The organism is Phycisphaeraceae bacterium, assembly GCA_040222855.1.
GTDB lineage: Bacteria > Planctomycetota > Phycisphaerae > Phycisphaerales > Phycisphaeraceae > Mucisphaera.
This window is the reverse complement of the sequence record JAVKCD010000003.1, coordinates 162,345-185,593: the sequence shown is the minus strand read 5'-3', so window position 1 is coordinate 185,593 and position 23,249 is coordinate 162,345. Positions and strand designations below refer to the sequence as shown.

At 60.1% G+C, this 23,249-nt stretch carries 12 protein-coding genes, 1 tRNA gene and 1 riboswitch; of the genes, 8 read left to right on the top strand and 5 right to left on the bottom strand.

The features are described from left to right. Window positions 1–3 precede the first annotated feature (3 nt). On the bottom strand, window positions 4–501 hold the full coding sequence (locus tag RIG82_00770) for a type II secretion system protein (protein MEQ9459469.1): 498 nt from the start codon (window positions 499–501) through the stop codon (window positions 4–6). Between the two features lie 134 nt (window positions 502–635). After that, window positions 636–734, top strand: a riboswitch (TPP riboswitch). Window positions 735–820: 86 nt separating this feature from the next. Here RIG82_00770 and thiC point away from each other — a divergent pair. The 3 genes from thiC to RIG82_00755 all read left to right on the top strand — a co-directional run bounded on the left by thiC (window position 821) and on the right by RIG82_00755 (window position 6,565). Continuing rightward, window positions 821–2,722, top strand: coding sequence for a phosphomethylpyrimidine synthase ThiC (gene thiC, locus RIG82_00765; GenBank protein MEQ9459468.1), 1,902 nt, complete (start codon window positions 821–823; stop codon window positions 2,720–2,722). A gap of 87 nt (window positions 2,723–2,809) precedes the next feature. Beyond that, the gene (locus tag RIG82_00760) at window positions 2,810–4,468 is read left to right on the top strand and encodes a hypothetical protein (protein ID MEQ9459467.1); all 1,659 of its coding nucleotides are present in this window, start codon (window positions 2,810–2,812) and stop codon (window positions 4,466–4,468) included. Between the two features lie 171 nt (window positions 4,469–4,639). Next, window positions 4,640–6,565: a hypothetical protein gene (locus RIG82_00755; GenBank protein MEQ9459466.1), complete on the top strand. Its 1,926-nt coding sequence runs from the start codon at window positions 4,640–4,642 to the stop codon at window positions 6,563–6,565. A gap of 116 nt (window positions 6,566–6,681) precedes the next feature. Here the strand turns inward: RIG82_00755 and RIG82_00750 are convergent, their stop codons facing one another. Then, window positions 6,682–7,041: a hypothetical protein gene (locus tag RIG82_00750; GenBank protein ID MEQ9459465.1), complete on the bottom strand. Its 360-nt coding sequence runs from the start codon at window positions 7,039–7,041 to the stop codon at window positions 6,682–6,684. A gap of 485 nt (window positions 7,042–7,526) precedes the next feature. On the opposite strand from RIG82_00750, the gene rpoB reads away from it, so the two are divergent. From rpoB to RIG82_00735, 3 genes are all read left to right on the top strand, one after another. Continuing rightward, window positions 7,527–11,324 (top strand): DNA-directed RNA polymerase subunit beta, encoded by a 3,798-nt coding sequence (gene rpoB / locus RIG82_00745; protein ID MEQ9459464.1) that lies wholly within the window; start codon window positions 7,527–7,529, stop codon window positions 11,322–11,324. 102 nt (window positions 11,325–11,426) lie between these two features. Continuing rightward, window positions 11,427–15,878, top strand: a complete 4,452-nt coding sequence (gene rpoC / locus RIG82_00740) for a DNA-directed RNA polymerase subunit beta' (GenBank protein MEQ9459463.1) — start codon at window positions 11,427–11,429, stop codon at window positions 15,876–15,878. Between the two features lie 293 nt (window positions 15,879–16,171). Continuing rightward, a complete protein-coding gene (locus RIG82_00735; protein MEQ9459462.1) occupies window positions 16,172–16,807 on the top strand; it encodes a hypothetical protein in 636 nt (211 codons plus the stop codon). Window positions 16,808–16,810: 3 nt separating this feature from the next. On the opposite strand, the gene RIG82_00730 is transcribed toward RIG82_00735, so the two are convergent. Further along, a tRNA-Arg gene (locus tag RIG82_00730) sits at window positions 16,811–16,884 on the bottom strand. Between the two features lie 61 nt (window positions 16,885–16,945). Next, entirely contained in the window at window positions 16,946–18,115 is a 1,170-nt protein-coding gene (gene rlmN / locus RIG82_00725; GenBank protein ID MEQ9459461.1) for a 23S rRNA (adenine(2503)-C(2))-methyltransferase RlmN, read from the bottom strand. A gap of 35 nt (window positions 18,116–18,150) precedes the next feature. On the opposite strand from rlmN, the gene RIG82_00720 reads away from it, so the two are divergent. Continuing rightward, window positions 18,151–18,579, top strand: a complete 429-nt coding sequence (locus tag RIG82_00720; protein ID MEQ9459460.1) for a metallopeptidase family protein — start codon at window positions 18,151–18,153, stop codon at window positions 18,577–18,579. Window positions 18,580–18,600: 21 nt separating this feature from the next. After that, window positions 18,601–20,265, top strand: coding sequence for a hypothetical protein (locus RIG82_00715; protein ID MEQ9459459.1), 1,665 nt, complete (start codon window positions 18,601–18,603; stop codon window positions 20,263–20,265). A 23-nt stretch (window positions 20,266–20,288) separates the two neighbouring features. Here RIG82_00715 and polA read toward each other — a convergent pair whose 3' ends face one another. Further along, window positions 20,289–23,180, bottom strand: coding sequence for a DNA polymerase I (polA, locus tag RIG82_00710; protein ID MEQ9459458.1), 2,892 nt, complete (start codon window positions 23,178–23,180; stop codon window positions 20,289–20,291). Between the last annotated feature and the right edge of the window lie 69 nt (window positions 23,181–23,249).

The window sequence follows — 23,249 nt, the reverse complement described above, 5'->3', positions numbered from 1 at the left end:
CGGTTATGGCATGTCCTGAGTGATACTGGTGAGGTCGAGGCCGTTGACGCGGTTGAAGAGGTTTAGGGTGTCGGCATCGACGCCGAGGTCGGGGACGCGGAGGTAGACGTCGCCGGTGCGGGGGTGGTACCAGATGGGTTTGCCGTAGCTGAGGCTGGGGTTGATTTTTTTGTATTCGGGGATGCGGCGGCTCAGGTCATTGCTGGAGAACTCCTGAACGCTGTCGCCGGTCCAGTCGGTGGCGAAGGGGTTTTGGGGGAGTTTTTTACTGACGAACCATTCCTGATCGATGGTTTCGGGGTATTCGGCGTGGTCTTTGAAGTAGTTGAGGAGTGCGGTGTGGATGGCGTTTCGTGTGGCGATCGCGGCGCCGACTTTGGCTTCCTCGGTGGCGGAGCTCATCTGTGGGATGACCATGGCGGCGAGGATGCCGAGGATGACCACAACGATGAGGATTTCGACGAGGGTGAATCCGCGGGTGTTGGTGGTTTTGTAGCTCATAGCGAGGCTGCCTCCGTAGTGGGTTATTCGGTCCTGCGGTTGACGGAGTTGAGTTGGAGGCTTGGCAGCTGAGGTTTGAAGGCGGGTTGGCGCGGTTGTGCTGATTGAATCGGGGGTCGGGGTGACCTAGACTATGGAGACGCTAGGGGTGCTCGCGGAGCAACGCGGGCTGAGACAGACCCTTGGAACCTGACCCGGTTCGTACCGGCGTAGGGAAGCGCACGTCGCCGGATGATCGTTGTGATTCTGATCTGATCCGGCCCTGATCGTGATGCTCGACGACGCCTGGGCGGGCCCCAACACCTCTTGGAGGTATGCCATGATCCGCTCGAGCAACGACCCTACGACTCCCCAGCAACCGACCGGACTTGAGGGGACTGATTGCGTACTTCCGCCTGTGGGTTACGACCCTGGCGTGGAGCCGAGGGCGACGACGCCTGGGTCGTTCGCGCAGGCGCCGAGGGTGGGTACGGCTTGGACGTTCACATCGCAGGACACGGTCGGGATGCCGGTGCCGTCGGACAAGACGGCGTGGGATTTTCTGCCTGAGGGATGGACGATCGAGGCGGTGTCGGATCATCAGTCGGGATGCTCTGGTCATCAGCACACGGCGGTGGGCGAGCACATCCGTGGTGTGGCACCGGAGGGTTTTGAGCCGATCACGCAGCTTGAGTTTGCGCGGTTGGGAACGATCACGGCGGAAATGCGTCGGGTGGCTGAGCGTGAGGGGCATCTCACGGCGGAGCAGGTTCGTGATGAGGTGGCGGCGGGGCGGATGGTGATCCCGGCAAACCGTACGCACTTAAAGTATCGGCTTGATCCGATGGCGATTGGTCGTGCGAGCAAGACGAAGATCAACGCGAACATGGGGGCGTCGCCGGTGTCGTCGGGTACAGATGAAGAGGTGGAGAAGTTGCAGTGGGCGGAGCGCTGGGGCGCGGACACGGTGATGGATTTGTCTACGGGTGGGGATCTGGATGCGTGTCGTGAGGCGCTGATTCGTAACAGTACGACGCCTATTGGCACGGTGCCGATCTATTCGATGATCATTGGTCGGACGATCGAGGACCTGAATGAGTCGGATATTCTGCGGACGATTGAACATCAGGCGTTGCAGGGGGTGGACTATTTCACGGTGCACGCGGGTGTGCTCAAGGAGCATTTGCCGCTGGCGAAGGATCGGCTGATCGGGCTGGTGTCGCGGGGCGGTTCGCTGCTGGCGAAGTGGATGCTGACTCACAATCAGCAGAACCCGATGAACACGGCGTGGGAGAAGGTCTGCGGGATCATGCGTGAGCATGATGTGACGTTCTCGATCGGTGACGGCTGTCGGCCGGGGGGGCTGGCGGATGCGACGGATGCGTTGCAGCTGGCGGAGCTGGTTGAGATCGGCAAGCTGACAGAGCGGGCGTGGCGGATGGGTGTGCAGGTGATGGTGGAGGGTCCTGGGCATGTGCCGTTTGATCAGATTGAGTTCAACATGAAGGCGCAGCGGCGGCTGTGTCATGGTGCGCCGTTTTATGTGCTGGGCCCGCTGGTGACGGATATTTTTCCGGGATATGACCACATCACGTCGTGTATTGGAGCGACGGCGGCGGCGTTCCATGGTGCGAGCATGTTGTGTTATGTGACGCCTAAGGAGCACCTCGGGCTTCCGAAGAAGGATGACGTGAAGCAGGGTTGTATTGCGTACAAGATTGCGGCGCATGCGGCGGACGTGGCGCTGGGGATTCCGGGTGCGCGTCAGGCGGATGATGAGCTGACCAAGGCGCGGGCGGCGCTGAACTGGGAGCGTCATTTTGAGTTGAGCTTCGATCCGGATACAGCGCGGGCGTATCACGATGAGGATCTGGATGTTGATACGGATTTCTGCGCGATGTGCGGTCACGACTGGTGTTCGGTGCGGATCTCGAAGGAGATTCAGGACTGGGCGTCGGGCAAGGCGGAGGGATTTGAGCGCGAGAAGGTTGTGCAGTCGGCGGCGTTGACGGAGGAGCAGCGGGCGATTCTTGAGCAGCGCGGGGTGTTGTCGCCTGAGCAGATTCACAAGCTGGCGTCGAAGACCAAGAAGGTGGTTGAGGCGGCGGACGATTCGGGCAAGGCGTCGTGTCACTCGGACTATGTGGACCCGGAGACGGCGAAGCAGTTGCAGGAGCAGAAGCTGGTGCAGGTCGATGTGCGGCCGGCGTTGGGGCTGGGGAAGCGGGATTCGGTGATTTAGGGAGGGCTAATCCTAATAGGGATCGGAGTAGTTGGGGGGGAGGATTGGCGGTTATACTTCTCTCTAGGGAAAACTGAGGAGTGAGCCGTGTCAGGATTCCGGGTTTATCACGCAGCAGCCATCATCGGCGGGCTTCTCGCAGGCGTAGCCTCTGCGGCGTCAGGTACCCTCAGCTCTGTTGTCGATACTTCCCACACCTATCAGTTCTTCACCAACCTCGCTCTCAACGACGCTGGCCAGCTCGCCTTCTACGCCAGCACCCCTGCGGGTGCCGCCAACGGCTACTACCGCATCAACGCCCATGGTGTCATCGTCCCGCTGCTCACCGAGAACACCCAGGTCCCGGGCCTCGGCGTCGTCCAGAACCTTCCCGCCAGCTACAGCTACGACGCCGACCTGAGCAGAATTTTCAACAACGCCGGTCAACTCGTCGTCGCGCACGACACCTTCGCCATCCTCCTCGCTGACGGCCAGTCCGTCGATATCGTCGACCAGAACCGAGCCCTTCCCCTCGGTCTTAACCTCTGGATGGCCTCGAACCTCCAGGAATACCCCCTGTCACTCAACGACAGGGGCGAAGTCATTTACCCCGCTGTCGTCAACAACAAGGACCTGCTTCTTATCGGGGACCGCAACGGCTACAAGGGCGTCGTCGGTTACGAGGGCATGCCCGCGCCAGGCGACAACACCGGCGTCACCGTCACTTCCTTCGAGCGCACCGCTCTGATCAACGAGAACGGCCGCATCGCCTACACCGCATTCCTTCTGCCCCCACCCAGCGATCTCGATGCCGCTAGCGCATCCACCTCGATCGAGTTCGGTGGCGGCCGGTCCGGTCGCCAGGCGAGCAGGGTCTACCTGGCCGGGGACCCGGTGGAACTGACGCCGACAGGGCCGGTCCTGATCGGTCCGAGTTACACCAGCGTCGAGACGCTTCGCGAGGGGGTAGCGACGCCAAAGCAGATTGGCTCGATCATGTTCGGGGACGACTCCGATGAGTCCTTGTCGATCCGACTCAACAATCTCGACGAGGTGCTGGTGTTCGGCGAGATCGGGATCGTCGGGAACAGCCAAAGCAGCGGTCTCTTCATCGTCGAGCCTGATGGCGATCTCCGTGAAGTGGTTCGCGAGAATCTCTGGCTCCATGAGAACACCTACGTGCGTGAGTTGAGTGTGGACCCGTTCATTCAGAGAATAGCATTCAATGATCTCGGGCAGGCTCTCTTCTCGGCAAACCTCACCGACACCTACGGTCATACCTTACAGAGTGGCCTGCTGATCGGGGACGGCCGATTTCTTGCCGAGATCATCGTCGCCGAAGGCGACATTGCGCCCGATGGCGGTCTTATCAGCTACTTCTCTCAAGGACGCCTGAATAACCTCGGTCAGGTTATTTTTAGTGCCTACATTGTCGATGACCTGTTGGCTTACACCAACGAGCGCGAAGCCATCCTCCTCTGGGACCCCGACACAGGCCTCACCGAGATCTACAACAGCAACAACGATCTCGATGGTCAGGGACCCGCCATCTTTCTCGGCTCCGAAGGCCTCGACCTCAATGACCTAGGCCAAGTCGCCTTCTCCTACACGACCGCCGAACATCAGGGCATTGCTGTTTGGACGCCTGGGGTCGCTGTTCCTGAGCCGGTGTCGGCTGCGGTTCTGAGTCTGGGGCTGCTTGGGTTGTCGTGCAGAGGTGGAAGACTTAGGCACGGATCGTGTGCCCCGCATATTCGGGTGTCATAGTGCGATTCTGCTCGCATTTTTCTTCGTGCTGAGTTGTTGTATCGGTGTGTTTCCGCCTGTTCGGCCCAGACTGCCTGGAGTTCCATTTTGATGATCAGGGCTGGGTCTTGAGCCGAGTGCGTGTAGCATGTGATGATTAAGGTACAAATCACCAGGTCTGGAGATGAGATGATGAGCCATTTTCGTCGGCGTACAGGATTGTTGTGCTTGACGCTAGGGGCGATGGGTCTTGTGGGGCCTTCGGCTGTGTTGGCGGGGGTGTTGCCTGAGCCGGCGTCGGATCGGTTGCGGGCGGTGGTTTCGTCTGGTGATCCGATTCCGGGTACGAGTGATACGTTCTCGTTTATCTCGGATGTGGCGCTGAATAACGTGGGGCAGGTGGCGTATGTTGCGAGTGGGAATTTTGAGATCGGTAGTGGGCTTTATCGAACGGAGTTGGATCAGTCGCCGGTGACGATCGCGGTGGGCGGGCAGACGCTGACGAATGGGCTCAATCTTTCGGGCTTTTTTGGTTCGGCGGGGACTCGGCCCACGTTGCTGAATGATCTGGGTCAGGTGGCCTTTAGTTCCAGTTTTGAGAACCAGGATTTCACCGAGTTTGGATACGGTGTGTTTCTGGGTGATGGCGGCCCGCTGGGGACGGTCGCGGTGGACGGGGATGTGGCTGGCGGGCTTGAGCTGAATCTGATGGACGTCGGGTTCAGTCGGATGCGGCTGAACAACTCGGGTCAGGTAGCCTTTAGAGGCAATCAGGTCTTCGGTGAGTTCGTTCTGCTCCGGGAGGTGGTGTTGCGTGGAGCGGTTGGGCAGCCTTCTGTTGTCATCGCCGAGGCTGGGCAGGCACTTTCGAGCGGCCAGCCTTTGTCTGACTTTCCCAACTTTTCAGGGCTTGGGCTGAGCGGCGGTGGTGATGTGAGTTTTTTGGCGAACCGTGCGTTTGATCCAGAGAACTCTGATCCGAACACAGGCGTGATTCTCAGAGGTAGCGGTGGTGGACTGAATGTTTTGGTTGAGAGTGGGACGCCAACACCTCCGGGTATTGGAACGATTCGTGTTCCAGACGGCACGATCAGTCCGTTAACGGCGAATGAGTCAGGTGGGCTTGTCTTTCTGGCCGAGATTCAACTGGTCAACAATGGAGGCGGTTTTCAGCGTGGCATTTTTACGATTGATGGGAATGGGACGCTGCGCGAGGTGGTTCGGGATGGAACGGTCGCTGAGGGTGGCGGTCAGTTCACCGGCTTCAACTTCAATGTCTTTCAGAGTGATCTTGCGTTCAACAATAGCGGTCAGGTGGCCTTTACGGCGGAGGTTGTTGAGCTGGGGCAGGTGCCTAATGGGATTGGTGGGCTGTACATCGGTGACGGTGTCAACCCGATCCAGAAGATCGTCGGAGCGGGAGAGACGATCCCCGGGGGTGACGGTGTATTCGGGAGTATCGAGCGTGTGGCCATCAACGATGTCGGTCAGGCTGTGTTTACCAGTTTCATCAATGGGCTGAACTCAGGCCCGGGTATCTTTTTCTACGACCCGCAACTGGGCTTGATCGAGGCGGTTCGCAACGGTCAGGGCTTCCTTGGAAGCACGATCGATTTGTTCTCATCCACCCTTGAGCTGAATGATCGAGGACAGTTTATTTTTGACTACAACCTGCTCGAAGGCGGCTCGGGTGTTGCGATCTGGACGATGCCGATTCTTGGTGATTTCAATGCTGATGCGCTGATCGATCTGGCAGACCTTGAACTGCTCGTGGCGAACTATGGGTCGGCTGATGCGGAGTTTGATGTGGCTGGGGATGGAGGGGTTGCGGGGCTGAGCGATCTCACTGTTCTGGTTGAGGACCTGATCGGGACGTTCATGGGCGACGCTGATTTGGATGGCACGGTGGGATTGGTCGATCTGTCGCTGCTGGCGGGTAACTTCGGAGCGTTTGGGCCGTCAATCGGCTGGTCACAGGGTGACTTCGATGGATCGGGTCAGGTAACCCTGGCTGATCTGTCGCTATTGGCGACGAACTTTGGGCAGACCGCTGCGGTGCCGAGCCCGGCGACGGGGGTGATGGTGGGGATGGGGCTGCTGGTGCTTCGGCGTCGGTGAGGATGGTGTTTTGGCATCGTGGGGTTGATGCGGTGTGTATCGGCAGGTGAAACGACGCGCAGCCTTGAGTTGGGTGGTGCTCAATGCGTCAGGCGGACAGATCAGACTGGGGACGCTTAGCGTCTGACTTCGCGGTCGGCGAGGAGTTTTTCGAGTTGCTCTTTTGCCAGTGATTCGAGGACTTGCAATCGCTTGAGGTGTGTCTCGGTTTCTTTGACGTCCTCAGCGGGGATGGGGTCCTTGGCGCGGAGTTTTTCGAGTTTGGTGAGCAGGGGGGGTTGATCGGCGCCGAGGCTGGAGATTTTCTTCTGCAGTTCGGGGATGGTCATCCTGCGGATTTTGGCTAGTGAGGGTGATGGCTCGCCGAGGAGCATGGGGTATCGGGGCAGGGCGGGCCTGTCCGGTCGCTCGGGGGCTTGGGTCTGCGGTCTATTGAGACGGAACCGTCTGCGTTCCATGGTGTTGCTCGCTTCCATGCTGTGTATGGATAAGCCTGTATCGTACCGCTCCGAGGGTGTTGTGTCTGCGTTGCTGTGCGCGGGGCTAACAGTTTTCGTTTGAGATGAGCGAAGTCGATGTCTGAAGCCTCAGTTTCCTGAGGTTGGTCGTAGGTGAGTATCTAAGTTGACGAGGGGTGGGTTGGTGATCGGGTGGTGGACCGGGCGGGCGCGGGTTAGAGGCGGATAGGTTTTGCAAGCGGGTTGTGCTGGGGCCTTGGTCGATTGGGGGCCTAGGGTTGGAGGGCGGAGTCATCGGGTGCGGCCCAATCAATAGCCTTGATGGTCTTAATATAGGCTCTGATTGACCGCTTCTCGGAGATTTCGGGAAGTGGACCTTGGTGGACTTGCAACCTTTCTTCAAGTCCGCTACAGTGTTTTGTTCGGCGTGGAAGGGCTATGATCGCGAGCCAGCTGCAACCCTATCCATCCTATATCTCCATACCCGAAGATCGAGGGCCTCGATGCTTCAGATGAACTCTGTGCGCAACTTCGCCAAGCGCGGTGACGCGCTTCCCGTCCCCCACCTCGTCGAGGTGCAACTCAAGGCTTACGAGCGGTTTATACAGCTCGAGAAGGTCTACGATCAGCGGAATGTCGAGATTGGTCTCGAGTCGCTGCTCCGTGAGGTGTTCCCCATCGTCTCGTACGACGGGAACATGCAACTTGAGTACTTGTACTACAAGCTCGACGAGCCTCGGTACACCCCGCAGGAATGTAAGGAACTCCGGCTGACTTACGGCCTGCCGTTCCGTGTGGGTGTCCGGCTGGTCCGCAAGGACGTCCCGGAGATCCCTGAGGAGGAGATCTACCTGGGCGAGGTGCCTGTGCTGATGGGCGGGGGCGAGTTCATTATCAATGGTGCCGAGCGCGTCATTGTGAACCAGCTTCACCGTTCGCCGGGTGTTGATTTCTCGATCGCCTCGGCGGAGGGCGACAGGCCGTTGCACTCGGCCCGCATCATCCCCGAGCGGGGCTCGTGGATCGAGCTGGAGGTGTCCAAGAAGGACGTTCTCCAGATGCGGATCGATCAGTCGACCAAGATTCCGGCGACGACGTTCCTGCGTGCTATTGACGAGGACTACTCGGCGACGGAGACGCTGCTGCGGCTGTTCTATGACGTGCACGAGGTAAAGGTCACTGATCTGCGGGCTGAGCATTACGCTGCGGCTCCGATTGTGGATACCGACACCGGTGAAGAGTTGGTGGCGATCGGTGCCCAGATCGGCGAGAACGTCGATCGGATCATGGGTTCGCCCTTGAAGGTTGTGTTGGCGATCCCGAATCCCGGCGACATGCTGATTCTTAATACGATTGCTGACGAGAAGCAGATTGATCTCGAAGGCATGAAGGTCTCGGAGCACGAGGCCTCGTTGCTCGCGCTCTATGCGCGTCTGCGTCCTGGTAACCCGCCTCAGGTGGACAAGGCTCGCCAGTTGTTCGCGGAGAAGTTCTTCGACGAGAACCGTTACCGGCTGGGCAAAGTGGGGCGTTTCCGCATTAATCGTAAGTTTGATCTGGATGTGCCAGAGACCGAGATGGCGCTGCGTGCCGAGGACTTCCTGAAGGTCATCGGTTACATGCTGGACCTGCGGTCGAACCGCAACAAGGCTCACATCGACGACATCGACCACCTGGGTAATCGTCGTCTGCGTACCCTGGATGAGCTGGCGATCGAGGAGCTTCGCAAGGGGTTCCTTAAGCTTCGCCGGACTGTCCAGGAGCGTATGAGCGTCAAGGACCCGGATGAGTTGGCGAAGGTTGCGGACCTAATCAACACCAAGTCGATCAGCTCGGCGATCGAGCACTTCTTTGGTCGTGGTGAGCTGTCTCAGGTCGTTGACCAGACGAACCCGTTGTCGCAGCTCACGCACGAGCGTCGTCTTTCGGCGCTCGGGCCTGGCGGTCTCAATCGTAAGCGGGCGGGCTTTGAGGTCCGTGACGTACATATTTCGCACTATGGGCGTGTGTGCCCGATCGAGACGCCTGAAGGCACGAACATCGGCCTGATCTGCTCGTTGGGTATCTACTCGCAGATCGATGAGTATGGCTTCCTGCTGACGCCTTACCGGAAGGTGGTCAAGGGTGATGTGGTCGAAGGTGTGGTATCGCTCCGGGCAGACGAGGAGATGAAGCTGACCCTTGGTCCGGCCGACGCGCTTGGGCTGGACGGCAAGGTCAAGAAGGGTGCGGTGCTGGCTCGTGTGGATGGCGACCTGGCTCAGGTCGATTCGTCGCAGCTTGACTACATCGACATCAGTCCCAAGCAGATCGTCGGTGTCTCGGCGGCGATGATTCCGTTCCTCGAGCACGACGACGCGAACCGTGCGTTGATGGGCTCGAACATGCAGCGGCAGGCTGTGCCTTTGATCAAGGTGGAGCCGCCTTGTGTCGGGACCGGCATGGAGATGGAGATTCCCAAGTACTCGGGCATGGTGGTCCGGGCGAAGAACGCGGGGACGATCACCTACGTCGATGCCGAGCGGATTGTTGTAGACAATGCTGATGAGTATGTGCTGCGCAAGTTCGCTGGTCTCAACGAGCGGACCTGTCAGAACCAGAAGCCGATCGTTCGCATCGGTCAGCGTGTGGAGAAGGACCAGATCATCGCCGACGGTGCGGCGACCCAGCAGGGCCAGTTGGCTCTGGGTAAAAATGTCCTGGTCGCCTTCAACACGTTTGATGGCTACAACTTTGAGGACGCGATTGTCATCTCCGAGCGGCTGGTGACCGAGGACACCTTCACCTCGATTCATATCGAGGAGTTTGATGTCGAGATTCGTGAGACCAAGCTTGGGCGTGAAGAGTTCACTCGTGACATCCCCAACGTCTCTGAGAAGATGCTCGCCAAGCTCGATGAGAACGGCGCGATTCGTATTGGGGCGTATGTCACGCCGGGCGACATTCTTGTCGGCAAGGTCTCGCCTAAGAGCAAGAGTGAGCTGACCCCCGAAGAGAAGCTCCTGCACGCGATCTTCGGTCGTGCTGGTGAAGACGTGAAGAATGATTCGCTTGAAGTGCCTGCGGGCACCGAAGGTATCGTGATCGGTGCTAAGCGGTTTAGCCGGCGGATGCACCTTAATGAGGATCAGAAGAAGCAGCTCCGCAGGGACATGCGTGAGTACGAGGCCGAGATGGACGCCCGAGCGGCGGAGCTTTTCCGGCAGATGGTCGAGCAGATCAACGAGACGATCGGCACGGCAATGGTCGATCCGTCGACTCGACAGAAGGTTGGCGCTTCGGACATCACGGAAGTCCTTATTGAGCAGATCAACGACTTTGATACCAAGTGGATCAAGGGCGCGAAAGAAGTTCGTGAAGAAGGCGTCGCGATTTACGAGGCTTTCTGGCCGCGAATCCAGGCGATTGAAAAGGAGAAGCAGCGTCGGCTCGCTCACATGAAGCGTGGCGATGAGTTGCAGTCCGGCGTGCTGGAGATGGTCAAGATTTATCTTGCGACTAAGCGGGCGTTGTCCGTTGGCGACAAGATGGCTGGACGTCACGGCAACAAGGGTGTTATCTCGCGGATCGTGCCGGTCGAGGACATGCCGTTCCTTGAGGATGGCACGCCTGTGGATGTGCTGCTGAACCCGCTGGGTGTCGGCAAGCGCATGAACGTCGGGCAGATCCTGGAAACGCACCTTGGGTGGGCTTGTGCCGTCCTGGGTTTCCAAGCAGTGACGCCTGTGTTTGACGGTGCGACCGAGGATGAGATCGCTGCGGCGATCGAGGAAGCCAATAAGCACGTTGATGACCGGACCCGGGCGCTGGAGGTGGATAAGAAGCATCCGAGCGACCGTGAGCTTCTGGCCAAGATGCCGCCTAACTACAAGGTTCAGCTCTACGACGGTCGGACGGGTGATCCGTTCGATCAGCGGACGACTGCGGGCTATATGTACCTGATCAAGCTCCATCACCTGGTGGACGACAAGATCCACGCTCGTGCGACTGGGCCTTACTCACTCATTACTCAGCAGCCTCTCGGCGGTAAGGCTCGCACCGGCGGGCAGCGATTCGGTGAGATGGAGGTCTGGGCGCTCGAGGCGTATGGCGCTGCGTACATTCTCCAGGAACTTCTCACCGTCAAGAGTGATGACGTTGAGGGCCGGACCAAGATCTACGAGTCGATGGTCAAGGGGACCAACACCCTCGAGGCGGGCATGCCCGTTGCCTTCGATGTGCTGTGTAACGAGATCAAGGGCCTGGGCCTAAACATTACTCTTGAGAAGAGCGACATCGACGGCATCAGTTCCATTCTCTGATCGCCGTAACGATCCCGGCGGGCCCCGGCTTCGAGGCCGGGCAGCCCCCTCAACCCGAACGACCGACGCCAAGCAGGAATAGCAACCACCATGGCTGAGCAGATCTTCGATCGCGTCAACGACTTCACCAAAGTCAAGATCACCCTCGCATCGCCCAACGACATCCGGTCGTGGTCTTTCGGCGAGGTGAAGAAGCCCGAGACGATCAACTACCGTACCTACCGTCCTGAGAAGGACGGCTTGTTCTGCGAGCGGATCTTCGGACCCGAGCGTGACTACGAATGTGCCTGCGGCAAGTACAAGGGCACGAAGTTCAAGGGCATCATCTGTGATCGCTGCGGCGTGAAGGTGACGCACTCGCGCGTTCGGCGCAAGCGGATGGGCCACATCAACCTCGCGGCTCCGATCGTCCACATCTGGTTTTTCAAGGCGATCCCTTCGCATCTTGGCAACCTGCTGGGCATGAAGACCTCCGATCTCGAGAAGGTCATCTACTTTCAGGACTATGTGGTTGTCGATCCCGGCGACACGCCCCTGAAGGACAAGCAGATCCTCACCGAGGACGATTACCGGCACGCGATCTCCGAGTATGGCCGTGGCTTCACGGCGATGATGGGTGCTGAGGCGGTCAAGGAGCTGCTGGCTCGTTTGGAGCTGGCCCCGCTGGCGGCGCAGCTGCGTGAAGACCTTGACGCGACCAAGTCGAAGCAGAAGATCAAGGACCTGTCCAAGCGGCTCAAGATCGTTGAGCAGATCCGGCACTCGGAGAACGATCCGAGCTGGATGGTGATGGACGTGACGCCTGTGATCCCGCCGGACCTGCGCCCGCTGGTGCTGCTGGATTCGGGCAACTTCGCGACCTCGGACCTCAACGATCTTTATCGGCGGATCATCAATCGGAACAACCGTCTCAAGAAGCTGATGGACCTCAATGCACCCGAGGTCATCATCCGTAACGAGAAGCGGATGCTCCAGCAGTCGGTCGATGCACTGTTCGACAACGGTCGATGCCGCCGCCCGGTGCTGGGCTCGTCGAACCGTCCGCTCAAGTCGCTGACGGACATGATCAAGGGCAAGCAGGGGCGTTTCCGCGAGAACCTTCTCGGCAAGCGTGTTGACTATTCGGCTCGATCGGTGATCGTTGTCGGCCCCGAACTCAAGCTGCACCAGTGTGGTCTTCCCAAGAAGATCGCTCTTGAGCTGTTCCAGCCGTTCATCATTCGCAAGCTCAAAGAGCACGGGCTGGTCGACACGATCAAGTCGGCCAAGAAGATGCTTGAACGCCGGGACCCCGAGGTCTGGGACATCCTTGAAGAGGTGATTCACCAGCATCCGGTGCTTCTCAACCGTGCTCCCACGCTGCACCGCATGGGTATCCAGGCTTTCGAGCCCGTGCTGGTGGAAGGCAACGCGATCCGTATTCACCCGCTGGTGTGCTCGGGCTTCAATGCCGACTTCGACGGCGACCAGATGGCTGTTCACCTGCCCTTGTCGGTCGAGGCACAGGCCGAGGCTCAGGTACTGATGCTCTCGCCACATAACATTTTCTCGCCTGCTCACGGCGGCCCGATCATCTCGGCCGGCCAGGACATCGTGTACGGCGTGTACTACCTGACGTTGATGCCCCAGCCGTTGCCTGATGACATCGTGCACGAGTTGGTGCACCGCTCGGGCGAGTTGTCGGATGATCAGGTCGCGCTGATGCGCACGATCCCGGATTATCGCAACGAGGCAGAGGCCTTCATGGCCTACGACCTGGGCAAAATCAAGCTGCACCAGCCGATCGTGGTTCGGCTCAATCCCAAGCGCTACGCTGGCCAGATCCTTCACGAGAAGGAAGACGTTCAGCCGCTGCCTGAGACCAACCGCGTGGTCACGACGGTTGGTCGTCTGCACTTCAGCGAGATCCTTGCTGACGGGATGCCGTTCTACAACTGTGCCCTGGGTAAGCGTGGCTGCTCGCGTGTGATTGACGATACTTACGCATCCAATGGCCGACCGGCGACGATTGACATTCTCGATGCGATGAAGACGCTTGGCTTCCGTGCTGCGACGACCGCTGGTTTGTCGCTGGCGATCACCGACCTGCGCATACCCGCGAGGAAGCAGGACATCCTTGATGCCACGCAGAAGAAGGTTGATCGTGTTGAGAAGGCTTACAACGCCGGTGCCCTGACCGAGCGTGAGCGTTACAACCAGCTCGTTGACCTCTGGACGCACTGCCGCGAGGAGATCACCAAGCAGGTCGTTGACGAGATGAAGCGCGACCGTCGCGATCCCGAGGGGCGGTCGGTCAGCATCGACGACCCGACCGGGCTGTTCTACCTCAACCCCGCGTGGGTCGAGGTAGAGTCCGGTGCTCGTGGCAAGATCGGGCAGCTCCAGCAGCTCGCTGGTATGCGTGGTCTGATGGCCAAGCCGTCTGGTGAGATCATCGAGACGCCGATTCGTGCCAACGCTCGCGAAGGTTTGTCGGTTCTCGAGTACTTCTCATCGACCCACGGTGCCCGTAAGGGACTGGCGGACACGGCCCTGAAGACCGCAGACTCCGGGTACCTCACCCGTAAGCTCTGCGATGTTGCTCAGAACATGTTTGTTACGACGCTGGACTGTGGAACCAAGAACGGCATCACCAAGCGTGCTCTCTATAAGGGTGAAGAGGTCGATATCCCGTTGCTCGAGCAGATCATCGGTCGCTCGGCACGCGAGACCGTCCGCAACCCGATCACTGACGAGCTGATCGTCGCTGAGAACGACACCTTTACTGACGAGATTGCGCGGAAGATCGAAGTGCTTGGTATTGACTCGGTCAACATCCGTTCGTCTCTGACCTGTGAGGCTCGCGAGGGCATCTGTGCCAAGTGCTACGGCGTCGACATGTCGACGTCCAAGATTGTTGAGAACGGACTGGCCATCGGCATCATCGCGGCCCAGTCGATCGGCGAGCCGGGCACGCAGCTCACGATGCGGACGTTCCACACCGGTGGTGTGGCGACTACCTCTGCGGTCGAGACCTCGTTTGTTGCCAATCAGGCCGGCTCGATTGAGATCCGTGATGCCAACGCTGTGCCGACAAGCACTGAGGACCACGGTGAGGTGCTGGTCACCCTCAAGCGAAACGGCGAGATCATCGTCAACGATGACAAGGGTCGTGAGCTCGAGAAGTTCAAGGTGCAGTACGGCTCGTACATCCACGTCAAGGAAGGCGAGAAGATCAAGAAGGGTACGCTGCTGGTCAGTTGGGACCCGCACCGGATGCCGATTCTCGCGGAGAAAGGTGGCAAGGTCCGTTACGAGGACATCATCGTCGGCGAGACGGTTCGTCCCGAGCAGACCACCGCGAAGGGAGCTGGTGCCGCTGGCCTGGTGGTCATCGAGCACAAGGGCGATCTGCACCCGCGGATTGTCATCGAGGACAACGACGGCAAGATTCTTGACTTCCACTACCTGCCCGCGAAGGCGCGTATTGACGTTAAGGAAGGCGACACGGTGACCGCTGGCCACATGCTCGCGCGTCAGCCTCGTGAGGCGACAGGCTCGGCTGACATCGTCGGCGGTCTGCCTCGCGTGACCGAGATTTTCGAGGCTCGCAAGCCCAAGGATGCGGCCATCATGGCCGAGATCTCCGGCACGGTGGAGCTGCGATCCGATAAGCGTCGTGGCAAGATGACTGTGATTGTCCGGTCGGAGTCGGGTCTGGAGCAGGATCACCACGTCCCGCAGGACCGTCATCTGCTGGTCCACACCGGAGACTTCGTCGAGGCCGGCGATCAGCTTGTCGAAGGCCCGCTCGTCCCGCAGGACATCCTGCGTGTCAAGGGTGAGGAGGCGCTGTATGCCTACCTCATCAACGAGGTGCAGAACGTCTACCGCGCTCAGGGCGTGCCGATCAACGACAAGCACATCGAGATCATCATCAACCAGATGCTCCGAAAGATCCGTGTCGAGCATCCCGGCGACACCAACCTCCTGCCCAACGAGGTCGTGGATAAGTTCCGCTTCCGCGAGGCTAACGAGGGCGTTGCCGCCATGGGCAAGATCAAGGACGCTGGCGACTCGATGCTCCCGATCGGAGCGAAAGTCACCAAGGCTGAGCTTAAAGAGATCAACGCCCAGATCGAGGCCGATGGCAAGACACCCGCGAAGGCGGTCAAGTGCAAGCCCGCGATGGGTAAGACGTTGCTGCTTGGCATCACCAAGGCGTCGCTGCAGTCCGAGTCGTTCCTCTCGGGTGCGTCTTTCCAGGAGACCACCAAGGTTCTCACCGAGGCGGCTCTGGCCGGGAAGTCCGACGAGTTGCAGGGACTGAAAGAGAACGTGCTGCTTGGCCACCTCATCCCGGTGGGTACTGGCTTCCGCGAGTACCAGGACCTTCAGGTCATCAAGCTCGCCGAGCCACCGGCCAGCGAGATGCTGTCTCCTGCTGAAGAGATCGAAGCCGCAGCGGCCATGGCCGAGGCTGCGGGTGCCGAGGCTCCCGAGGAGATCGGCACGACGGTCGGCGAGTCCCGGCTGGTGGCCCAGCTCCTGGGCGAGGACAGCAGCAAGAACTGACGCTGGCGTCCGTTACAACTCAACCCCTCTCAACCGCCCCGCAAGGGGCGGTTGTTGTTTTGATGGATTGGGTTGAGGCGCGTAAAAATGTCACCCATCCGTTTGCCCAGATGTCCACGGTTTCCCTTTGTTAACCCGCTAGGTTACCTAGTCGTTTCCGTTATTTAGGGCGTCGAAAAAGCAGGATCATGGCTTGTCTTACTCTGAATCTAAGGCATAGTTCAGCCTTCAAGGAGAAGATGATGTTCCATTCAGCGGGTTCGCGCCTAACCGCCATGATTGTCCTGGCTAGCTTGACCACAGCGGCTCAGGCCGATCCGGTCAATAACTTTCGCAGCTGGCTAGGCGTCAACGGCTTCTCCACGAATGCCACCACCAATCTGTGGTACGGCACCACGGGGGTCAATGGCCCTTTGATGGGCGTCAGCGGGACCGCTTGGGTTACCCCAACCGATTCCATCAACACTCCGCTGTTTAGCGGCCTGCTTGAAATTGGCGACAACAACGGTGCGGCTGGCCCCGCCACCTTCCCGGGTACCTTTGTCCACCCCGGCCCCAGCCAGCCTGCGGTTCTGGTCTATGCACCTCAGACCTCGACGCCGGTCTCGATCGTTGAGTTGCACGCCGAACTGGTTACCAACGGCCTGACGGGTAATGGCCTGACGATCGATGTCTACAGCACGATCAACAGCCTGACGAGCCATCACGGCGGGATTGTCGTCGCGGGCAATGCCAACGCCTTCCACACACCGATCCCGGTCGGAAGCCTCATCCTCAACCCTGGCGATACGCTGAAAGTCGTCATCGGGAACAACGGCTCTTACCTCTTCGATCATCTCAACCTTGACGTAACCCTGACGCTGCCCGAGCCGGCTTCAGCAGTGCTGCTGATGCTGCCCCTGGGTCTATCGGTGATGCGTCGGCGGTAAGAATGACCCTGAGAGGATTCGAACCTCTGACCTGCTGCTCCGGAGGCAGCCGCTCTATCCAGCTGAGCTACAGGGCCTGCAACCCAACAATCTAGCCGATCACGGTAGGGGGGTAAAGACCGCCGAATGCCTGGAGGATCAGGCTTTTCCGGCGGCCTCGTACTTGAGCTGCCCGCACGCAGCGGCAATATCGCGCCCGCGTGAGGCCCGGATGTGCACGTTGGCCCCCGCCTCGCGGAGCACCTGTTGGAAGGCCAGGACATCGTCTTTTCTTGGTCGTCCGAATGGCAGGGCATCGACCTCGTTGTAGCGGATCAGGTTGATGTTGCTCCGCAGCTTCCTGGCCACACGGGCCAGCTCCCGGGCGTGCTCCGGTTGGTCGTTGACGTCGCGCAGCAGGATGTACTCCAGCGTCACCTCCCGGCCGGTCTTCTTGAAGTAGTGCTGCCCCGCATCGATCAACTGCTGCACGGTGACGTACTCGGCCCAGGGGATCAGTTCCCGCCTAAGCGCATCATTTGGGGCGTGAAGACTGATCGCCAGCGTGATCGGCAGCTCCAGATCGGCCAGTCTTCGGATCTGGGCTGGCAGGCCGACGGTCGAGACCGTGATGCGCCTGGACCCGATCCCGAGTCCCCAGCCCGCTGACATCGTCCTGATTGCCGAAGTCACCGCGCCCAGATTCGCCAGCGGCTCGCCCATGCCCATGAACACGACGTTGCTGATCCGCCCAACCCCGGGCAGCCGGCCCAACTGCCACACCTGCTCAACGATCTGATCCGCCGTCAGGTTCGCCTCCAGCCCCTCCATGCCCGAGGCACAGAACCGGCAGCCTACCGGGCATCCTGCCTGCGACGAGATGCATGCTGTCTTCCGCGAGCCTCCGCCCTCGTTCTCCGACGGGATCATCACGCACTCGGTCCGCATCCCCGCAGGAACCCCCACCACAGGCAGCGTCATGGCATCAGGCTTGTGCTCTTGATCCCCATCGAGCAACTCATCACTTTGACTTGATGCGGGGGGGGGCCATTGGACGAGGAGCTTCTGGACGCCGTCGGTGGCTCGTTGGTGCTTGATGACATCGCCGCTGACGAAGCGGAGTCGTTCACGGATGACCTCTCGGTCGCGTTTGCCCAGGTCGGTCATGGCTTCGAGATCGCACACGCCTTTCTGATAGACCCACCCCAGGACCTGCCTGGCCCGGTACGCGGGCAGACCCCAGCCCCGGAACACGGTCGCCAGCGACTCGGGTGTGTGGGCGAACACGTGGGTCAGGTCATCAGTTTCGAGACGGTTCATCAACGACATGGCGGGCTTTAACCTCGAACGCTACGCTCACACGCATGGACTCGTTACCCCAGCCGATGCGTGACCGCTTCGACCGAATCCTCGATCATATCCTCCACAGCCTTCCGGAGGAGGTCATTGCCCGTCTGGACGAGATGCCGCTGATTATCGAGGACGAGCCCGACCCTGAGCTGCTGGAGGAGATCGGCATGGATGCCGAGGAGGAGCTTTTTGGGCTCCACACCGGTTTTGGGCTGACCGAGCGCTCCGTCGAGGACTCCGCCATCCTCCCGGATGAGATCCGGGTCTTCCGTGGGCCGATCATTCGCTTCGCTGAGGATCAGCAGGCAGAAGCCCGGACCCATGGTGAGCAGTCAGAAGGAGAAGTGGGGCTCGATGAGCAGATCCGCATCACCGTTCTGCACGAGATCGGCCACCACTACGGTCTGGACGAGGATGACCTGGACCGGCTCGGCTACGCCTGAGCACCCGTTATCATTCGGGAGATGCTCAAGCTCGCCACCATCCTGGACAACGCTGGCGAACCGCCGGTCCAGTCCCGATATCGTGATCCGGCCGAACTCGCCGCCCTCGGTTACACCGGCGTCGTCCTCTACGAGACCACGGCACTCTCGGGTGTCACATCGCCCGAGTTCGTTCGCGACCCTGAACTCCGCAACTGGCTCAACCACGCGCTTCAGGCACTGACGGAGCGGATCGATCAGATCAGCGGCGCCGGTCTGGAGACGTATCTTTCCTACGACCTTCTGGTTCTGGCCACGGATGCTGTTGAGGGCAAGAACAACAACCTCTGCTGTCGGGGTCGTGGCAAGGTGCTGTGCCCGGCCAGCCCCGACATCTGGGATCGCGTCTACGCCGTGTTGGAAGCTCTACTCGAACGCTATCCCGCGGTGGCGGGTGTTGTTCTGCGGTTCGGCGACAACGATGCCCAGCGGCTTCCGCACCTGATCGGTAATGATCTGTATACCCCGCACTGCTCTCGTTGCGCTGACTGGTCCGCTGCGGACCGGATCGTCCACGCGATCACGCAGGGACACGACCGCATCGTCGAAAAGCTCGGCAAGCGCATGATCGTCCGTGCCTGGAACGTCCGCCCCGATGGCCTGCACGATAATCCTGATCTGGCTGCGATGGTTGCGCCTCGACTCCCACAGCGTGATGACGACCGGCTCATCCTGTCATTCAAGTTCACACAGACCGACTTCTGGCGCTATCAGAACTGGAACCCGTCGTCACTCGTCTGCGGGCAGACCCCGATCTTGTACGAGCTTCAGTGTCAGCGGGAGTTCGAGGGAAAAGGCGCGTTACCGAACAACCAGGCAGCTCTTTGGCGTGATGGGTATCCGGAGTCGGCGACGACCGATCAACCGCAGGGACTTGCGCAGCTCGCCGAGCGTCTGCCCTTAGCCGGCCTGTGGTGCTGGGTCCGAGGCGGCGGCTGGGGCGGACCGTTCATCAAGAACGAGACCTGGATCGACGCCTCTGCGTTCGCCGCCCCTCGACTCGCCGATGACCCTCAGGCTGATCCTGCGGCGCTTGCTCGCGAGTGGGCCATCACCCGCCTCGAACTCCACGAGAACGACCCGCTCGTCGAGGTGCTGACCGAGATCCTCGCCGACTCAGCCGAGATGATCCGCCAGGCTTTTTACATCGGCCCCTTCGCGCGTCTCAAGCCTTCGCCATGGCATCCCAACGGCGACTGGATCGAGGACGACACGCTCGATGCCCACGCCGCCTGGCGGATGATCCAGCGCATCCCGCTGACTGACCTTGACGCCGTACTCGATGAAAAAGCCGCCGCCGCCGCCACCGCGGCGCGACTCTACCGAAAACTGCAGGAAGCCTTAGGCGACCGAGAGCACGAGACGATGGCCCCGCTGCTCGGGTCGATGATCTACACCGAATCCTTGCTCGAAGCGATCCACGACCTGTTCGCCGGGCTCATTGCCTACCGGAGTTTTCAGTCGACGCGCTCCAAGTCTGCCGCCGAAACGGCCCGGCGAGCGCTCTACCATGCCCAGTCGCACTGGAACCACCACACGCAGCGCCACACCGCCTACCGGCAGGCCGCTACACCCTTCCGCGAGAATGGCTTCTGGGATCTTACGCAGGAAATACTGACTGATTTGGATCAGGCGCTCTCGACCTGACCCTCAACATTCTTGAGTCGCCGTTACTTCGCCTCGTGCCAGTTCTTGCCCATCCCGACCTCGACCTCCAGCGGCACCCGCAGCGTCATCGCCTCCTCCATGACCTTCTTCATTAACGCCGCGACCTCGTCCGCCTTGTCTTCATCCGCCTCGACCACCAGTTCATCGTGAATCTGCAGCAGCATGCGTGCGCCTGATGCTTCATCCGCGAGCTTCTCATGCAGCCGGACCATGGCCACCTTGATCAGGTCCGCCGCCGAGCCCTGCACCACGCTGTTGATGGCCAATCGCTCACCGAGTGCTCGCAGGTTCGGCTGCTTCGCCTCGATCTGCGGGATCGCCCGCCGCCGACCGAGAATCGTCGATACATACCCCTTACTCTTCGCCTCCTCGATGCAAGCCTCAAGGAAGGTGTTAATCCCCTTGAAGCGATCCTTGTACGCATCGATCAGCGCCTGAGCCGACCCTCGATCGAGGTTTCCGATTCGTCGTGCCAGTCCGTAAGCGGTGATGCCGTAGATGATCCCGAAGTTGATCGTTTTGGCGTGTCCCCGCTGCTCACTCGTGACCTCCTCGGGCGTAACCTCAAACACCTCCGCAGCCACCGCGCGGTGAATATCTTCACCCGTGGTGAACGCCTCGATCAGGGCCGGGTCCTCGGACAGATGCGCCAGCACGCGCAGCTCGATCTGTGAGTAGTCGGCCACCACCAGCATCTTGCCGGGCGTCGCCACGAACGCCCGCCGAATCTCTCGCCCCACTTCCGTGCGGATCGGGATGTTCTGGAGGTTCGGATCACTCGATGACAATCTGCCCGTTGCCGCCCCGGTCTGATGAAACGTCGCGTGCACCCGGCCTGTCTCGTCGTCAATGGCTTCCTTCAGCGACACCAGGTACGTCCCGACCAGCTTGGTCAGCATCCGGTACTCGGCCAGCAGTTTCGGCACCTCTGCCCCAGGCCCGTCGAGATCATCACGGTCCGCGAGCTTCTCCAGAACTTCAGCGTCTGTCGATGGGCCGGTTTTGGTTCGCTTGATGACCGGCAGCTTCAACTGCTTGAATAACACATCGCCCAACTGCTTGGGCGAATCGAGATTAAATGGAACCGTCGCGCCTGCCTGCTGGGCCTTCTCTAAAGTCAGATCACGGAGCTCGTCGATCCGTTTTTCCAGTAGTTCCCGCTGACGATCCAGACCCCCCGCATCGACAGTGATCCCCGCCTCCTCCATGTCCGTTAGTACCGCGATCAGGGGCGTCTCCACGTCATCCATCAGATTCGCCACGCCAGAATCTATCACCATCGGCCGCAATCGTTCGTACAACCGCAAGGTGATGTCGGCGTCCTCCGCCGAGTACGTCGTTACCACGGCCAGCGGGACCTGATCCATCGTCTTCTGCGCCGGATCAGACTTCTTTCTGGGCTTGTTCCCGATCAGATCGGTAATCGGGATCATCCGATGACCCAGCATGGACAACGCCAGGTCATCGAGCTTGAGACCCGGCGCTTCGGTCAGCGCGCCAGCGATCATCGTGTCGAACGCGATCCCCTTCACGATCAACCCGGCACGATGCAGCACGTGAAGGTCGAACTTCAGGTGATGACCAACCTTCCTGATCCGTTCATCTGCCATCACGCCAGAGAGGGCCGATCGCACCTCCTCGAGCGACAGAATCGTCTCGCCTTCCGGTGCCATCACCGGGATGTAGACGCCCGACCCGGCTTCCCAACTCAGACACAACCCGCACAAATCCGCTTTCCAACCGAGCCCCGTTGTCTCGGTATCGACCGCGAGCACTCGGTCTGTCCCCGCGAGCGCTTCGATGGCCTGCACGACTTCAGCCAGCCGCTTCGCGGTCGTCACCGCTTCATACTGATCCGCATCCGCCGTGTCATAGGACTCAGCATCCTCCCCAGCCGTCTCCGCCAGCTCTCCCCCAAACAGCGTGCTCTGAAGCGGGTCCGCAGGCTTAGCCCTGCTCTTTTTCGTTGGCGTTGGCGTGGTTCTCGCCTCAGCCGGCTTACCCAGCAATCGCTTGAGGTCCTCAGCGTGGCGGTTAAAGCCCAACTCCCGGAAGCGCGTCAACAGCGTCTCGCCGTCCATCGGCCCCAACGCCAGATCATCTAAATCGATGTCCAACTCGACGTGCTGGTCCAGCGTCACGAGCTTGCGCGCGATCGGAAAGAACTCCCGCGCCGCCTCGATGTTCTCTTTCCGCTTGCCCTTGACCTCATCTAATCTTGCAAGCAAGCCATCAATCGACCCAAACTCACCCAATAACTGGGCCGCCGTCTTGTTCCCGATTCCCTTGACCCCCGGCACGTTGTCCACCGAATCCCCCGTCAGCACCTGCAGGTCAATCGCCTGCGCTGGCGTGATGCCCTTGGTCTCAGTGAGATACGCCGGATCGATCATGGTGTCTGTATGGATGTCGTACATCGACACTCGATCCCCGAGCAGTTGCTCAAGGTCCTTGTCCTTCGACACCAGCATGACCCGGGCATCGGCGTACGCAGGGTCCTCCAAAATTCGACGCACCAGCGTCGCCATGATGTCGTCCGCTTCCGCGCCAACTTTCGCCAGCACTGGGATCCCGAACAGCTTGCTCAACTCCAGGATCCGCGGGATCTGTGCGGGCAACTCCTGCGGCGGGGCGTCGCGCGTTCCCTTGTACTGCTGGTACAACTCGTGACGGAACGTGTCTCCCTTCGAGTCCACCGCCAGCACGACCTGCGAGGGGGTGCACTGCTGAAACAGCTTAATGAGCATCCCTACAAAACCAAACGTCGCGTTCGTCGGCTCTCCCGTCACAGGCGAGGTCATCGCCGAACGGATCGCGAAAAACGACCGAAAGATTTGCGCATGCCCGTCAATCAGGTAGATCGTCTTCGATGGATCGGTTGGTGTAGTCACCATCAGATTATAAGGTACCACCGCTACGCGCAGATCAGGCCAACCCGCCTCATCCCCGCTGCCGGGATACCG

Bases quoted from the DNA above. Each gene is read 5' to 3' on its own strand.
- thiC (MEQ9459468.1), top strand. From the start codon at position 821: ATGATCCGCTCGAGCAACGACCCTACGACTCCCCAGCAACCGACCGGA.
- RIG82_00770 (MEQ9459469.1), bottom strand. From the start codon at position 501: ATGAGCTACAAAACCACCAACACCCGCGGATTCACCCTCGTCGAAATC.
- rpoB (MEQ9459464.1), top strand. From the start codon at position 7,527: ATGCTTCAGATGAACTCTGTGCGCAACTTCGCCAAGCGCGGTGACGCG.
- RIG82_00720 (MEQ9459460.1), top strand. From the start codon at position 18,151: ATGGACTCGTTACCCCAGCCGATGCGTGACCGCTTCGACCGAATCCTC.
- RIG82_00755 (MEQ9459466.1), top strand. From the start codon at position 4,640: ATGAGCCATTTTCGTCGGCGTACAGGATTGTTGTGCTTGACGCTAGGG.
- rlmN (MEQ9459461.1), bottom strand. From the start codon at position 18,115: ATGTCGTTGATGAACCGTCTCGAAACTGATGACCTGACCCACGTGTTC.
- RIG82_00750 (MEQ9459465.1), bottom strand. From the start codon at position 7,041: ATGGAAGCGAGCAACACCATGGAACGCAGACGGTTCCGTCTCAATAGA.
- RIG82_00715 (MEQ9459459.1), top strand. From the start codon at position 18,601: ATGCTCAAGCTCGCCACCATCCTGGACAACGCTGGCGAACCGCCGGTC.
- polA (MEQ9459458.1), bottom strand. From the start codon at position 23,180: ATGGTGACTACACCAACCGATCCATCGAAGACGATCTACCTGATTGAC.